General features: G+C 68.2%; 17 protein-coding genes and 1 pseudogene. 13 read left to right on the top strand and 5 right to left on the bottom strand.

Annotated features, from left to right (window positions below; translation table 11 throughout):
- A partial coding sequence (gene zapE, locus A5673_RS27410) for an AFG1/ZapE family ATPase (protein ID WP_156748671.1) occupies positions 1–299 on the top strand: 299 nt, incomplete at its 5' end.
- On the opposite strand, the gene A5673_RS27415 is transcribed toward zapE, so the two are convergent.
- The 3 genes from A5673_RS27415 to A5673_RS27425 are packed head-to-tail and all read right to left on the bottom strand — an operon-like array spanning position 208 to position 2,036.
- Positions 208–780 (bottom strand): N-acetyltransferase, encoded by a 573-nt coding sequence (locus A5673_RS27415; RefSeq protein WP_082958994.1) that lies wholly within the window; start codon positions 778–780, stop codon positions 208–210. The genes zapE and A5673_RS27415 overlap by 92 nt on opposite strands.
- Complete coding sequence (locus tag A5673_RS27420) at positions 768–1,277, bottom strand: hypothetical protein (protein ID WP_068240043.1); 510 nt, start codon at positions 1,275–1,277, stop codon at positions 768–770. Before A5673_RS27420 ends, A5673_RS27415 begins: the two co-directional genes overlap by 13 nt.
- Before the next feature lie 21 nt (positions 1,278–1,298).
- On the bottom strand, positions 1,299–2,036 hold the full coding sequence (locus A5673_RS27425; RefSeq protein WP_068240044.1) for a Clp protease N-terminal domain-containing protein: 738 nt from the start codon (positions 2,034–2,036) through the stop codon (positions 1,299–1,301).
- 98 nt (positions 2,037–2,134) lie between these two features.
- Between A5673_RS27425 and A5673_RS27430 the strand changes: the two genes are divergently transcribed.
- From A5673_RS27430 to A5673_RS27440, 3 genes are all read left to right on the top strand, one after another.
- A complete protein-coding gene (locus A5673_RS27430; RefSeq protein ID WP_369806533.1) occupies positions 2,135–2,467 on the top strand; it encodes a DUF732 domain-containing protein in 333 nt (110 codons plus the stop codon).
- Positions 2,468–2,578: 111 nt separating this feature from the next.
- Positions 2,579–4,063, top strand: coding sequence for a sodium:alanine symporter family protein (locus A5673_RS27435; protein ID WP_068240045.1), 1,485 nt, complete (start codon positions 2,579–2,581; stop codon positions 4,061–4,063).
- A 562-nt stretch (positions 4,064–4,625) separates the two neighbouring features.
- Entirely contained in the window at positions 4,626–4,985 is a 360-nt protein-coding gene (locus tag A5673_RS27440) for a DUF732 domain-containing protein (protein WP_068240047.1), read from the top strand.
- 6 nt (positions 4,986–4,991) lie between these two features.
- Here A5673_RS27440 and A5673_RS27445 read toward each other — a convergent pair whose 3' ends face one another.
- A complete protein-coding gene (locus A5673_RS27445; protein WP_082958995.1) occupies positions 4,992–6,014 on the bottom strand; it encodes a methyltransferase in 1,023 nt (340 codons plus the stop codon).
- Positions 6,015–6,107: 93 nt separating this feature from the next.
- On the opposite strand from A5673_RS27445, the gene A5673_RS27450 reads away from it, so the two are divergent.
- Positions 6,108–6,737, top strand: a complete 630-nt coding sequence (locus tag A5673_RS27450) for a hypothetical protein (protein ID WP_231971466.1) — start codon at positions 6,108–6,110, stop codon at positions 6,735–6,737.
- 5 nt (positions 6,738–6,742) lie between these two features.
- Positions 6,743–7,672 (top strand): alpha/beta fold hydrolase, encoded by a 930-nt coding sequence (locus A5673_RS27455; protein ID WP_231971467.1) that lies wholly within the window; start codon positions 6,743–6,745, stop codon positions 7,670–7,672.
- On the opposite strand, the gene A5673_RS27460 is transcribed toward A5673_RS27455, so the two are convergent.
- Positions 7,666–8,592 (bottom strand): cation diffusion facilitator family transporter, encoded by a 927-nt coding sequence (locus A5673_RS27460; RefSeq protein ID WP_068240053.1) that lies wholly within the window; start codon positions 8,590–8,592, stop codon positions 7,666–7,668. The genes A5673_RS27455 and A5673_RS27460 overlap by 7 nt on opposite strands.
- Before the next feature lie 90 nt (positions 8,593–8,682).
- Between A5673_RS27460 and A5673_RS27465 the strand changes: the two genes are divergently transcribed.
- The 7 genes and pseudogenes from A5673_RS27465 (at position 8,683) to A5673_RS30300 (ending at position 13,593) form a co-directional block, all read left to right on the top strand.
- Complete coding sequence (locus A5673_RS27465; protein WP_068240054.1) at positions 8,683–9,846, top strand: glycosyltransferase; 1,164 nt, start codon at positions 8,683–8,685, stop codon at positions 9,844–9,846.
- A 126-nt stretch (positions 9,847–9,972) separates the two neighbouring features.
- Positions 9,973–10,473 carry a hypothetical protein gene (locus tag A5673_RS27470; protein WP_068240055.1) on the top strand — a complete coding sequence of 167 codons (501 nt, stop codon included), beginning with the start codon at positions 9,973–9,975 and terminating at the stop codon, positions 10,471–10,473.
- Positions 10,474–10,628: 155 nt separating this feature from the next.
- Entirely contained in the window at positions 10,629–10,925 is a 297-nt protein-coding gene (locus A5673_RS27475; protein ID WP_068240062.1) for a hypothetical protein, read from the top strand.
- Positions 10,926–11,278: 353 nt separating this feature from the next.
- Positions 11,279–12,415 carry a PPE family protein gene (locus tag A5673_RS27480; protein ID WP_068240063.1) on the top strand — a complete coding sequence of 379 codons (1,137 nt, stop codon included), beginning with the start codon at positions 11,279–11,281 and terminating at the stop codon, positions 12,413–12,415.
- Between the two features lie 65 nt (positions 12,416–12,480).
- On the top strand, positions 12,481–12,672 hold the full coding sequence (locus A5673_RS27485; RefSeq protein ID WP_156748672.1) for a hypothetical protein: 192 nt from the start codon (positions 12,481–12,483) through the stop codon (positions 12,670–12,672).
- Between the two features lie 333 nt (positions 12,673–13,005).
- Positions 13,006–13,092: pseudogene (locus A5673_RS30725) on the top strand (DUF2510 domain-containing protein); the annotation flags it as partial.
- A gap of 207 nt (positions 13,093–13,299) precedes the next feature.
- Positions 13,300–13,593, top strand: a complete 294-nt coding sequence (locus tag A5673_RS30300) for an MmpS family transport accessory protein (RefSeq protein WP_231971468.1) — start codon at positions 13,300–13,302, stop codon at positions 13,591–13,593.
- Positions 13,594–13,620: the final 27 nt, after the last annotated feature.

Genomic DNA, 13,620 nt, shown 5'->3' on the forward strand with positions numbered 1-13,620 from the left:
ACGACTTCGACGCGCTGTGCGCGCACCTGGCCACCATGCACCCGTCGCGGTATCTGACGCTGATCGAGGGCGTGACGGCGGTGTTCATCACCGGCGTGCACGGCATCGACGACCAGAACGTCGCGCTGCGGTTGGTGTCGCTGACCGACCGGCTGTATGACGCCGGCATCCCGGTGGTGGCCTCGGGCGCGAAGCTGGACAGCGTCTTCAGCGCGGAGATGCTGGCGGGCGGCTATCGAAAGAAGTATCTGCGGGCCACGTCGCGGCTGGTGGCGCTGACCCGAGCTCGCGAACCATGAGGTAATCGTTTTCGGTGCGGGCGCCCACCTGAAAGGTCCTGGTGCCGTTGATCCTGAAGCCGCTCTTGGCGTAAAAGCGTTGTGCGCGTTGGTTCGCCTGGTTGACGCCCAGCCACACGCTGCGGGCTCCCCACTCTTCGGCGGCGGCCAGCGCGCGGTCCATCAGGGCGCCGGCCACCCCGGTGCCATGGTGCTCGGCCAGCACGTAGATCTTCGACAGCTCGGCGGTGGTGGGGTCGGCGGCGTCGCGAACGAGCATGGCGTAACCGACGATTCGACCGCCCCGCGCCGCGGTGATGATCGCGCGGCCCGGATCGGCCAGGTATTCGCCGAAGCGCTGCGCCGACAGGTGGGTGTCGATGAACGAGGCGATGTTGTCCGCACCCGCCTCGGGGGGACAGGCCAGCGGAAAGGTCTGCGCGGCAACCGCAGCCAGCTCCCCGGCGTCGACCGCACCCGTCGCGAGCGTCAGAGATTCCACTGCGCGAGGTGATAGCCCGTCTTCTTGTCCAGCAGGACCACGGAGGAGACCGGGTCGCGGTAGGCGTCCCAGTACACGCCGCCGCGCACGACCGCCCCGTTCGGCGCGTTGACGAGCACATTGTCCAGCGCGTCGGGCGCGTCGGTGGCCCGCGGTTTGTAGGCGTCGGCGAACGGCGTCACGCCGTCGAAGCTGAAGTCGGTCGCCATGATGTAGGGGTTGGGCACCCGGATCGCGCGAATCGTCACGTCCGCGCGGTTGGGGGTGCTGCCCGGGAAGCTTTTGATCGGCACCCCGCTGCGCGTATAGCCGAAGCCGGGCGGGGGGTCGCAGGGGGCCACGCTGCTGACGGTGACGTCGGCGATGTAGGTGCCGGTGTCCACCCGCAGGGTGTCACCGATGTGGCCGATCGGCGCGTCGCCGGCCCACGCGCGCGGCGCCGAGATGTTCGCGGCCGCAACCAGCAAGATTGACAGGGCGATCAGCCAGCGGTGCATCCTCGCATGATCGCACACGCGCTACGGCGAAGGGGAGGGGTTGTTGCCGGCGGTCAGCGATTCGAGCGCCGCGACGAGATCGACCTCGACGCGGTCCTTGTCGACGCCGGATCGGTGCAGCGGCCCGGCCCCGCCCTCGAGTTCGAGCAGGGCTAGCAGCAGGTGTTCGGTGCCGATGTAGTTGTGGCCCAGCCGAAGTGCCTCACGGAAGGTCAGTTCGAGCGCTTTGCGCGCGGGCCCGCTGAACGGGATGAGCTCGGGGGGCTCGCCGGCGGACGGCGGCAGCGTGACGGCGGCGCGAATCGTCTCGGCGTCGACCTTCTGCCGGTGCAGCAACACCGTCGCCAGCGCGGCCGGGTCGCTGAGCACGCCGAGCAGCAGGTGGTCCGGGGTGATCTCGGCGTTGCCGGCCTGGTGCGCGGCGTTCTGGGCGGCCACCACGGCATTGCGGGCCCGCGGCGTGAAGCGCCCGAAGCCCTGCTCGGGGTCCAGCGTGGTGGCCTCGGCGCGGGGGACGAACCGCTTCTGGGCGGCCTGTTTGGTGACGCCCATGCTCTTGCCGATGTCGGTCCACGACGCGCCCGAGCGGCGGGCCTGATCGACGAAGTGCCCGATCAGGTGGTCGGCGATCTCGCCCAGGTGCTCGGCGGCCAGCACCGCGTCGGCGAGCTGGTCCAGCACGTCCGGGTGGACCCGTTTGATCGCGTTGATCAGCTCGTCGAGGCGAACGGGGTAGGTAATGGGCGTCGGTTCGGACATACCGTCAACACTAGGTTGACGATCTGCGACGTGTCAACCGGGGGTTGACGACGATTTCGGATGCGGAACCGCCTCCGTTCTGCGACGATCAGTGGGCCGTGAAACCGCTACTTCTGACGATGCTGAGCCTTGCCGCCCTGGTCGGCGTGGCCGGTCCGGCGCGGGCCGACAGCAACGACGACGCCTTCCTCGCCTCGCTGCGCGCGGCGGGCATCACCTTTCCCGACCCGGGCCCGGCCATCGGGGCCGGCAGATGGGTGTGCCAGGCGGTGAGCAAGGGGACGCAAATGGCGGACGTCGTCAAGACCGTCCAGTCCCAGAACCCGGGGCTGCACGGCGATAACGCCGCCAGGTTCACGGCGATCGCGGCCAACGTGTACTGCCCCCAATCCCTGACGGTCACCAGCACGAAGGTCGACGGCGGCGCCTAACCCCGTCATTGGTTTTTACATTCGCGCTCGCGAACGCTCGGTTAACGAAACCTGGCGTCAACATTTCGCACTTACGCTGCTGGCAAACAACGGCCCAGCTAAGGATGCAATTTGGACTTCGTTCAGGCGCAGCTGATCACCCCGCTGAGCAATGCCCTGAATGGCCACGTCCTCGTTTATCTGCTTCTCGGCGTCGGCATCTATTTCACGGTGCGCACCCGATTCATTCAGATCCGCTACTTTCCCCGGATGCTTCGCCAGCTCCGCAGATCCCACCGCCAAGACGGTGGGATCTCCTCTTTTCAGGCCTTCTGCGTCGGCCTTGCGTCGCGGGTGGGGACGGGCAACATCGCGGGCGTCGCGATCGCCCTCACCGTGGGCGGGCCCGGCGCGATCTTCTGGATGTGGGTGGTGGCCGCGGTCGGCATGGCGACGGCGCTGATCGAGGCCACGCTCGCCCAGATCTTCAAGGTCCGCTCCGCCGACGGCGCCTTCCGTGGCGGCCCGGCGTTCTACATCCAGCGCGGCCTGCGCTCGCGGACGGGCGGCGTCATGTTCGCCGTGCTGCTGGTGGTTGCGTTTTCGACCGCGTTCAACATGGTGGAGACCAACGCGATCAGCGGCGTCTTGAAGTCGTCGCACGGCGTCGACGTCGGTTGGACGACAGCGGCTTTGGCCGTGCTGGCCGGCTCGGTGCTGTTCGGCGGGGTGCGCAGGGTCGCCAGGGTCGCCGAACTGGTCATCCCGGTCGTCGCGGTGCTGTATGCGCTGCTGGCGCTGACGATCGTGGCGGTCAACATCACGGCGCTGCCGGCCGTCATCGAGGAGATCGTCGGCGGCGCGTTCGGAATCCGCCAGCTGGCAGGCGGTTTCGCGGGCGGCATCGCGACGGCCATGCTGACCGGGGTCAAGCGCGGGCTGTTCGCCTGCGAGGCGGGCATGGGCAGTTCGCCGAACATCGCGGGCGCCGCGACGGTGTCACACCCGGTGGAGCAGGGGCTGATTCAGTCGCTCGCCGTGTTCGTCGACACCATGGTGATCTGCACGGCGACCGCGTTCATCGTGCTGATGTCGGGCCCCGGCGTTTACGATCCGGCGCACACCGGTCCGGTGGCCGGCGCGACCCTGACCGAGTCGGCGATCGCCGTCGGCCTCGGATCGTGGACGACCGCGCTGATGACGACCGTCGTCTTCGTCTTCGCGTTCGCCTCGGTGCTCAGCAATTACGTCTGCGCCGAGGCCAACCTGTTCTTCCTCGGCGGCCGCCGGGCGGCGATCAACGTTCTGAAAGTCGTGACGCTGATGGCGATCGTGTTGGGCGCGGTGTCTCAGCTCACGGTGGTGTGGGCGCTCGCCGATCTCGCGATGGCGCTGATGGCCATCGCCAATTTGACCGCGATCTGTCTGCTGGGCAAGTGGGCGTTCGCGGCGGTCCGCGACTTTCATCGCCAGTCCGCCCTCGGCGTCAGGCCGGTGTTCGTCGCCAGCGCGGCCGGGCTGCCCGGTGACCTCGACGGCGACATCTGGGAAATCCCGGAGCGTCGCCAACTCGGCGCCCTGCCCGAGTCCTTGCGGATGAGCCGCCCGGCGGCGTAGCCGTCGCTGATGATGCGCAAACCGGCCATGTCTCGTCCGTCGAGGCCCTACTGCACGACAAGAAGCGCTGACGCGCAAGGGCTTCCGCTAGCTGGCAGGCTCGCTCAGGGTGCGGCCCGCGTTTCAGCGCTGCGGCATAGCCGAGGAATCGCTCGCGGGGCGGTCCGAAAAAGTAGGAAGTTGAACCGGTTCCGGGTCACGCCCGGCCTCGGCCACGGCCTCGGGCTCGTAGCGATGTGAAAACAAATCCGATGAATTCATCGGGCGGGGTCCTTAAATTGGTTGGGTTTGGGCGAAACGTTGATCTGTCGAGAGCAGCGCAATCGGTTCTGACCTGCTCATCTGCTAGACATAATCTTCAAGGTGGCAGGCCTAACACGAACGGCCTACTTACCAATCTACACGCGAGCCCCGCGAGCGACGGCGTGCGCGCCGATCCGGGCGAGACCGCCGCCCAGTCGGATTGTGGTGGGATAACGATCTCGAGCTGCGCGAGCGGCTCCGGCGCCGCTAGCTTGCCCGGGATGCGGGCGCGGCGGGAGTCTGGGACGATGGCACCGCCATGAGATTTCTACGGGGGGTGGCGGCCGTCGTCGCCGCGATCGGCCTGGCCGCGCCGGCGCACGCCGACCCGGACCCCAACGCCGACCCCGCGACCGACGCCGACTTCCTCGCGGCGCTCAGATTCGCCGGGATCACCTACCAGGATCCGGGCGCGGCGATCTCGGCCGCCAAGACGTTGTGCCAGTTGGAGGACACGGGAGCGTCCGAGGACGAAATCATCGGAAACCTCCAGCAGCGCAACGGTTTTACGGGAAACGGCGCCGCCAAGTTCACGGTGATCGCGGTCGGGGCCTACTGCCCCAAGTACCTCACCGGCGAGGGGCGGGGCCCCAAGCCCGAGGGCGCGACCGGCAATTAGCCCCGGCTACACCGCGCGGCCCTCGATGATGCTGAATCGCGACGCGGTGTCGATGACGCCGACCATCTCGAAACCGGCCGCATCGAACAGGCGGCGGTACTCGCCGGCGGTGCGTTCGCGGCCATTGTTGGCGATCAGCATCTCCATGTCCGTCCACTTGGCCATCGACGGGCTGTCGTCCTCGGGGATGACCGTCTCGACGAGCAGCAGCGCGGCGCCGGCGGGCGCGGCCGACCGCACGTTCCGCAGGATTCGCACCGACGCGTCGTCGTCCCAGTCGTGGATGATGTGCTTGAGGATGTAGGCATCGGCACCGGTCGGGACGCTGTCGAAAAATGAACCCTCGGCAAGCCGGACCCGTTCAGCATGGGTTTCCTGCAGCAGCGCCGGCGCGCCCGCGATCACTTCCGGCAGGTCGTACAGCACCCCTTGGGCATCGGGCGCCGATGCCAGGATCGCGCCGAGCAGCCGGCCGTGGCCGCCGGCGACGTCGACGATCGTGGCGAACCGGCTGAAGTCGTAGGCCTCGACGACCGGCCCGATCGACAAACCGGACAGGCCGGTCATGGCGTCGTTGAAGATCTGCCCGAACTCGGGCTCGTCGCCCAAGTAGCCGAAAAAGTCCTTGCCGCGCAACCCGGGAACGACCGAGGTGCCGGTTTTGATCGCCTCCGTCAACAGGCTCCAATGCTCGCGGTGTTGCCGCGCGCCGATGAAGCGCGCCATCGGCGCCATCGACACCGGGGCGTCGGAGCGCAACAGCTCGGCCAGCGGGGTCAGCTCGTAGCGTCCGTCATCGCGGTGCGCGAAGATGCCCCGGCTGATCAGGGCGCGCAGTAGCCTGCCCAGCGCATCCGGATCGGCCCCGACCTTGCCGGCCAAGGTCTCGATCGGCAGCGGTCCCGCCGCCAGCGCGTCCGCGACGCGAAGGTCGGCGACCGCGGTGATGCCCTGGGAAACCCATGCGGCGAAGATCAGATCCTGCATTACCTCCGCGGGGGAGGCGGCCTGTCCGTCGGGTGAAGTCATGTGCGGAGTCTCGCACGTTTTCTCGGGTAGCCAAGGCCTCGAGCGGTCCGCTATGTTGCGCGAGATATCGGCGAGCACCCGAAGGAGCCAATGGTGACGAAGCTATCGGTCGTGGCGGTGGGCCTGGCGGCGAGCGCCCTGGTAGTCGGCATCACGGGGTGTGGCAGCGAGAAGTCGTCGAGCCCGCCGAGGCAAACACCGCCGGCCACGTCGAGCGCCGCCGCGCCGTCGTCGGCCGCGGCACCGACGTCGAGCAGCGGCGCCGCCCAGCCGTCCGACTACAGCAACCTGCTGATCAAGGCGACCGACATCGTGGTGCCCGGCGACACCTTCACCCTGACGCAGACGCTGCCGGTGTCCAACCCCGCGGGAACCGAAGGCGTGTTCATGAATCAGGGCGCCTCCCGCAAGGTCGACGACACCATCTACGTCTATCCCGACGCCGGCGCGGCGTCGCAGGCGCTCGACCAGAGCGCCAAGGGAATTCAGGAGCTCAGCGTCAAGGCCGCCCCGACACCCGCCGACGTCGGCACCGGCGGCCAGCTGGCCGTGGGCCCGTCGCCGGACGGCTCGAAGTCGAAAGCGATCGTGATGTTCACCGAGGGCAAGGTCTTCACGGTCATCGAATTCGAAAGCGCGCCAACCGATCCGCTGCAAGCCGACTTCGTCCTCGACCTCGCCAAGAAGCAGGACGCCGCCATCAAGAGCGGGCTGCCCTCCTGAGGGCCGTGACGGCGGTCGGCGCGGCCGGATTGCTGGGCTGGGGCGCCGCGCGGACGGTGACGGCGCGGATGCGGCGCAACCCGGATCTTGTTCCGCGCGAACGGCTTACGGCCGAACCGGAGGGTGAGCAGGTCTTCATCGAGCGCCCCGACGGGACGGTGCTCAGCGCTGTGGCGGCCGGGCAGGGGCCGCCGGTGATCCTCGTCCACGGCTACACGGCCCGCGTCCTCGAGTGGAACCTGGTGTGGGAGGAGTTGCAGGCGCGCGGGTTTCGCGTCATCGCCTTCGACCAGCGCGGCCACGGGCGCTCCACGCTCGGCTCCGACGGAATCGGATCGCAACCCATGGCGGCGGACCTCGCCGCGGTCCTCGAGCACTTCGACGTGCGCGACGGCGTGCTCGTCGGCCACTCGATGGGCGGATTCGTCAGCATCCGCGCGGTGCTCGACCACCCCGACCTGGCGCGGCGGCTGCGCGGGCTGGTGTTGTTCGCGACGTGGGCGGGCCGGATCCTGGACGGCGCACCGCAGAACCGGCTGCAGATCCCGCTGCTGCAGCTCGGCATCCCGCAGCTGCTCATGCGCAACCGGACCGTTGCGGCGCTGTTCGGTGCCGCGCAGTGCGGCGCGCGACCGTCGCCGGTGATGGTCGAGGTGTTCATGGAGGCGTTCAACCAGCATCTGGACGAGCACGGGCCCCTGCTCCCCATCGTGCGGGCCTTCTCGCGGGAGGATCGATACCCACGGCTCGTCGAGATCCGCGTGCCGACCGTGGTCATGGTCGGCACCGCGGATCGGACTACGCCGCAAAGCCATTCGCGCCGCCTCGCCGACGGCGTCCCCGGCGCGCGGCTGGTCAGCGTGCCCGGCGCAGGGCACCTACTGAATTGGGAAGCGCCCGACGAGCTGATCGAGGTCGTCGAATCGTTTCACTGAGTCGCCGCGCGCGCACTCCAGGCGAAGCTGTGCATCTCGGGGATCTGTGGCGAAAGCGCGGCCGCCACGCTGCGACCGATCCGATCGGCTTCTGCGAGCGGGGTCTTCGGGTCGACGAAGCCCTCCACCTCGACCCGTAGGGTTCGCCCCGTCCAGCGCGCGCGGGCGTGCGCGTGCAGCACACCGGGAACCGCGGCGGCCGCCGTTTCGGCCGTGGTGATGATCTCGGGGTCGACGCCGTCGAGCAGGCGGTGCGCGATGTCGGCGGTGACCTCCCAGCCCACGTGGCAGATGAACGCGGTCACGACGATTCCGGCGACCGCGTCCGCCCACGCCCAGCCGAGCGCCACGCCGATCAGGCCCAGCATCGCCCCCGCCGAGGACAAGGCGTCCAGCCAGGAATGCTTGGCGTCGGCCACCATCGTCGCCGAGCGGATCCGCCGGCCGACCACCAGTTTGTAGCGGGCCACCAGCTGATTGCCCGCGATGCCGACCGCCGCGGCGGCGATGCCCCAGCCCAGGTGCCCGGTGCCGCCGTGCCGCAGCAGCTTGGTGACGCTTTCATAACCGGCGACCAGGGCGCTGCCCCAGATCACCAGCGCCACACCGATCCCGGCGAGGTCCTCGGCGCGTTCGTAGCCGTACGGGTAGCGCTCGGTGGGAACCTTGCGGGACGCCCGGAAACCCACGAACACCAGGGCGCTGGTCGACACGTCGGACAGGTTGTGCAGCGCGTCGCCGAGCAGCGCCACCGATCCGGACAGCAGCGCGATGGCCAACTCGACGAGGCCGGTCAGGGTCAGGCCGACGGCGCTGACTGCCACGGCGCGGTTGGCCTGCCGACGCTCGTGCGCATCGTCGGTCACCGTTTCGAGGGGGAAACTCGCCGCCGGGTCGCGGGCTCCACTGATCACATGCATACCGCCTAATATGCCCTCCGGGAGCGGTGTCGCTCAAGCCGGCGTCGGGTAGCGCTGTGCTGCAACGACTTCAGTGCTACGGTTCCGCCGATGAAGTTCGTGCTGGCCGGCTACGGGAGTCGGGGCGACGTCGAGCCCTGCGCCGCCGTCGGCCGGGAGCTACTGCGCCGGGGCCACGACGTACGGATGGCGGTCTCGCCCGACAAGATGGCTTTCGTCGAGGCGGCCGGGCTTACCGCGGTCGCCTACGGAGCGGACACGCGGGAGCAAATGGACGCGGCGGCGCAAGTCGTCGTTGGGGCTGCGAACCCGATCGGCGCGCTGCCCGCGGTCGTGGAGCATCTCACGCGGGTCTGGGCGGAGAAGGCCGCGACGCTCACGGCGCTGGCCGAGGGCGCCGACCTGCTGGTGGCGGGCATCAACGAGCAGGAGGTTGCCGGCGCCGTCGCGGAGCACCGCGGCATTTCGTCGGCTGCGCTGCACTTCTTCCCGGCTCGCGTGTTCTCCACCGGGGCGCTGTATTCGGGGCTGACGAAGGACGTCGCAGCGGCCCAGCGTCGGGCGCTCGGCCTGCCGGAGTCTCCCGCCGGCACCCCACTGGAAATCCAGGCGTACGACGAGCTGTGCCTGCCCGGACCGGCCGCCGACTGGGTGGAACCCGGCGGCCGGCGGCCCTTCGTCGGCGCGCTGACGCTCGAGTCGCCGACCGACGCCGACGACGAGGTCCTGACCTGGATCGCGGACGGCACGCCGCCGATCTGTTTCGGCCTGGGCAGCACGCCGATCTCGTCCGCGGCCGACCTGCTCACCGTGCTCGCTGCGGCCTGCGCGCAGCTGGGGGAGCGGGCGCTGATGTGCAGCGGCCCCAACGACCTCACCGATGCCCCGCTTTTCGAGCACGTCAAGGTGGTGGAGGCGGTGAACGACGCGGCCGTCCTGCCGGCCTGCCGCGCGGTGGTGCACCACGGCGGCGCCGGGAGCACGGCCGCGGGGCTGCGGGCCGGAATCCCCGCGCTGGCCCTGTGGCTCTGGCTTGACCAGCCGGTCTGGGCGGCCGGCCTCGAGCGGCTGAAGGCCGGCGCCGGTCGCCAGTTTTTGGCCACCACTGAGGAGTCGTTGGTCGCGGATCTGTGCCGCATCCTCGCGCCGGAGTACGTCACGCGCGCCCGCGAGGTGGCGGCCCGGATGACCACGTCCGCCGACAGCGCCGCGCGCGCCGCCGATCTGCTGGAGGACGCCGCCCGAGCCGGCTGACGCCCGCCGGGTGCGAATTGCTTATGTTTGCCCCGGTGATGTGCGGAATAGAATTCCCGATCGGGTATACCTCGGAGAAGCTAGAGCTTCCGTCCCAGAGTTGTCGCGGACTCGGAGGAGAAACCGATGGCCCCAAATAGTCTGAGCAAATTCGCTGGTTTGTGCGCCGCGCCGCTCGCGATCGCCCTCTTGGCCGCACCGAATGGCGCGGCCGACAACCCCTCGTGGAATGGTCAGTACGCGGTCACGTTCATGGTCGCGCCGAAGTCCGGAACCAGCATGGCCGTCGGCGACCCCGAGGTGCAGCACACCGTGACCTATGGGTTCAGCTCGAGCTGCTCGAACGGAAAGTGCGTCGCCACGATCGTCAGCGGCCCGCCTCCGACCAACCCGACGGTTCCGCAACCGGTGCAATTCACCTGGGATGGGTCGTCGTGGAAGCAGGAGAGCGACTTCCAGTGGGACTGCATGATGCCCGACACCAGCATCCAGTGGAATCCCGCCCACGCCGTGGTGCGCTACACGCCGCAGGCCAACGGGTCGCTGTCCGGCGTCATGCACGCCGACATCTCCAGCGGGGCGTGCCAGGGCTGGATCGAGGAGTACATGACGGCCGACCGCGCGTGAACGTGTGCGGGCGCGTGCCGCCGCCGGCGGACCGGAAAAACCGTGCGCCACAACGCAATTCAGGTAGCGGGTTGCCCCGCGCGGCGCCGCATTCCATGGCGCGGAGATTATGAAAGATGCTTTGCCTCCGACATGTTCGGCGATAGTATTCGAGCATGCGTCTCAGCTGTGTCGCGGCCGTCGCCGCCTTGGTCATCGCCCCGATGATGCTGCTGTTCGGTGCTCCAGCCGCGCACGCGGACCTCAGTGGCTACCGGCGGTGCGTGGCAAACATCACGCAGCTCCCGCTGACCGAGCCGGACCCGATGAACATGAACCGGGTCGGGCTCATCCAGCAGGATCTCAAGTCGGGTGCTACCCCCGCCGCGGAAGGGCAGAAGGTGGCGGGGATGGGATTCGATCAGCGCACCGCCGACGCGATCGTGCAGTGCGTGATTCAGGAGAACCCGTAGCGAGACCTGGAGGTCGCTGCGCTACTCGACGGCCCGTGACCTAAATCGGATCCGGTCGTCTTAGCGGCTCGGCAGTATCTTTTTTCAATCGAGATTCATAGGGTCTACACAAGATAGTCACCGAAGCCGCAAACTGCGCCGGATTCGCGGTCGCCAGTTTTCGGGACAGCGCAATCAAAGGTGGCCGGACATGTCCAGCGCGCGTGGTCCGCCCAGAACTCAACCAAGCCATCGGCGCCCGGGAAACCCCGGACCGACCGCTGTAACAAATCTGTCCCATATCGCCCGGCGCGCTGCCGCCGTCAATGCAAGGGGGGTTTGCCCACGAAGCCAAGTTAAGGAGATGTGACACAATGGATTTCGCGATTTTGCCCCCGGAGATCAACTCCGCCCGAATGTACACCGGCCCGGGGTCGGGCTCGCTGATGGCCGCCGCGGGCGGCTGGGATTCCCTGGCCGCAGAATTGACCACTACGGCCGATACCTACCAATCGGTGGTGTCCGGCCTGAGCACCTTGAACTGGCGCGGCCCCGCCGCGGAGTCGATGACCGCCACCGCGGCCCCCTACATCGGCTGGCTGTATACGACCGCCGAGCAGACCAAGCAGACGGCCATGCAGGCCAGGGCCGCCGCGGCGGCCTTCGAGCAGGCTTTCGCGATGACGGTGCCCCCACCGGTGATCGCAGCCAACCGCGCCCAGCTCGCGTCACTGATCGCGACGAACTTCTTCGGCCAGAACACCGCGGCGATCGCGGCGACCGAGGCGCAGTACACCGAGATGTGGGCCCAGGACGCCGCCGCGATGTACGGCTACTCCAGCGCCTCCGCCGCCGCGGCGGCGTTGGCGCCGTTTGTCCAGCCGAACCAGACCACCAATCCGGCCGGCGCGGCCGCCCAGGCCGACGCCGTCGCCCGGGCCACCGCACTGCAAGGACTCGCAGCCGGGCCGATCGGTCAATCGCTCCAGAACATATGGGCGAACTTTGTGCAGGCGATCGCCAGCCTGGCGCCGGGGAGCCAGCTTGGCGACCTGATCGGGCCCGATGCGAACATCTGGGGCGACCTGGCCTCGAGTGGCGTGTTCCAGCTACCGACCGCCCTCAACATCGCCGGTTTTGTGGGCAAAGACGCCATCGACGCAGACAACATCATCGGTGGCTTGACTCAACCAATTCCTGTCATGCTGCGAGGGAGCGTGAGCCCAAGCGCGTTCAGCGGCGGCGGGGGTGCGGTGTCCGCGGCGCTGACCGGGGCCAAGTCGATCGGGCCGATGTCGGTGCCGGCGAGCTGGGCCACCCCGGCGGTCAGCCATATCTCCGCCTTGTCGGGCACCGGCCTGACCACGCTCCCGGGAACCGAAGAGGCGGTCGGGGCCGGTATGCCCGGCGTACCCGGCATGCCCGCGGGCACGTTAACGCGGGCCTCGGGCGTCATACCGCGTTACGGGACCCGGCTGACGGTAATGCCACGGCCGCCGGCGGCCGGGTGACACAGGCTGGCGCCACCTGGCAGGAACTCGCACGATCCGCGCTTCACTGGCGTTGACTGGTGGGTGTGCCGCTGCGACGTGTCGACGAACTGAAGCCCGGCGACAGGGTCCGCATGAAAATCGGGCACGCCACCGTCGTAGCGACCGAGCCCCTAGACGGGGACCGCACCCTGCTCACCTTCCTCTACGGGACGAAAGGGCCCGCCGACAACGATCTGACCGTCGATGTCCTCGACGAGGACGAGTGGGGTTGGTAATGGTGCTCAAGAAGCATGTATGCACGAACTCTGGTGCGCGATACTGGGATTGAGCCAGTGATCACACATTTGCTGACGGCTGTGCTGAACGTCGGGCTGCCGTGGGGCCGTCGGGACAGCTTTGAGGTCAATCAAACCGAGGCTGTCTCTAAGCGGCTTGATCTCTCGAGCTGGTGGTGTCGAACTGGGAGCCGAATCACTGGTCGTGAAACATGCGGTTGGCGGCTGCGGCGGGTAGACGAGCAATCGATAGCGGCGTCTCCCATCCGAGGATCGGTAGGGCGCTGAAAAGGACCATGCTCACGAGGCAGCCTCGCGTAACGTCTATGGGTCATGACGCAGCCCATTCCGCCGGGGTGGTATCCGAACCCATCCGGAGAACCTGGGACGCGGTACTGGGATGGATATCGGTGGACAGTTGCACAGTCGGCGCCCCTGCCGCTGCCGCCGCGGAAACGGCCGGTGTGGCCGTGGGTCGTGCTCGCCGTGGTGTTGCTGTTCTTCGGTGGCTGCGGGGCCCTCATGGTTGTCGCGGCCGGGTTCGGTCATGATAGCTCCAGGACGTCGAGGGCATCGGCACCTACGCCGCCTGCGTACAGCGCCCCGGCGGCCCCGGCTATGCCGTCATTGACGACAGCGCCCACGAAAGCTGCGGCGTCGATCACCTACGAGGTGGACTCCGATGCCGCCCTTTCGACCGTCACCTATTTCGACGGCATGAACGACGAGAAGCAAATCACCAATGTGGGCGCTCCTTGGAGCTTGTCGTTCGACAACCAGGCAACATTCCCGATCATCGGGCTGGGGGCACAGACGACCGGGCTGCACGTGTCATGCCAGATCAGCGTCAACGGGCAAGTTCGTGACCAGAAGACAGCGACAGGCCGATACGCGGTAGTCAACTGCAACGCAAGCGCATAGGCGCTATTCGAGCAGTTTTCCAGCGCC

Origin of the sequence: Mycobacterium sp. E3198, assembly GCF_001667015.1 — a bacterium.
Classification (GTDB): Bacteria; Actinomycetota; Actinomycetes; order Mycobacteriales; family Mycobacteriaceae; genus Mycobacterium.

Bases quoted from the DNA above. Each gene is read 5' to 3' on its own strand.
- A5673_RS27420 (WP_068240043.1), bottom strand. From the start codon at position 1,277: ATGCACCGCTGGCTGATCGCCCTGTCAATCTTGCTGGTTGCGGCCGCG.
- A5673_RS27425 (WP_068240044.1), bottom strand. From the start codon at position 2,036: ATGTCCGAACCGACGCCCATTACCTACCCCGTTCGCCTCGACGAGCTG.
- A5673_RS27440 (WP_068240047.1), top strand. From the start codon at position 4,626: ATGAGATTTCTACGGGGGGTGGCGGCCGTCGTCGCCGCGATCGGCCTG.
- A5673_RS27445 (WP_082958995.1), bottom strand. From the start codon at position 6,014: ATGACTTCACCCGACGGACAGGCCGCCTCCCCCGCGGAGGTAATGCAG.
- A5673_RS27460 (WP_068240053.1), bottom strand. From the start codon at position 8,592: ATGCATGTGATCAGTGGAGCCCGCGACCCGGCGGCGAGTTTCCCCCTC.
- A5673_RS27465 (WP_068240054.1), top strand. From the start codon at position 8,683: ATGAAGTTCGTGCTGGCCGGCTACGGGAGTCGGGGCGACGTCGAGCCC.
- A5673_RS27470 (WP_068240055.1), top strand. From the start codon at position 9,973: ATGGCCCCAAATAGTCTGAGCAAATTCGCTGGTTTGTGCGCCGCGCCG.
- A5673_RS27475 (WP_068240062.1), top strand. From the start codon at position 10,629: ATGCGTCTCAGCTGTGTCGCGGCCGTCGCCGCCTTGGTCATCGCCCCG.
- A5673_RS27480 (WP_068240063.1), top strand. From the start codon at position 11,279: ATGGATTTCGCGATTTTGCCCCCGGAGATCAACTCCGCCCGAATGTAC.